Genomic DNA, 265 nt, shown 5'->3' with positions numbered 1-265 from the left:
CTACCGGATCAAGGCCGGCGTGCCGGTGCCCCTGGTGGAAGCGGCGATCGTCGACGGCGAGGGCAATTTCCTCCCGGCCGATGGCGAGACCCAGGGCGAACTGGTGCTGCGAGCCCCGTGGCTGACCATGGGCTACTTCAAGGAGCCGGAAAAGAGCCAAGAGCTGTGGCAGGGCGGCTGGCTGCACACCGGTGACGTCGCGACCCTCGATGGCATGGGTTACATCGATATCCGCGATCGCATCAAGGATGTGATCAAGACCGGC

At 64.9% G+C, this 265-nt stretch carries 1 pseudogene; it reads left to right on the top strand.

The annotated features are described in order from the left end of the window. Window positions 1–265: pseudogene (locus SB725_RS31770) on the top strand (fatty acid--CoA ligase); the annotation flags it as partial.

This window comes from Pseudomonas sp. SIMBA_041, from assembly GCF_046535095.1.
Classification (GTDB): Bacteria; Pseudomonadota; Gammaproteobacteria; order Pseudomonadales; family Pseudomonadaceae; genus Aquipseudomonas; species Aquipseudomonas mucoides.
Note: the sequence above shows the minus strand (reverse complement) of the source record. Positions and strands in the feature narration are given on the sequence as shown.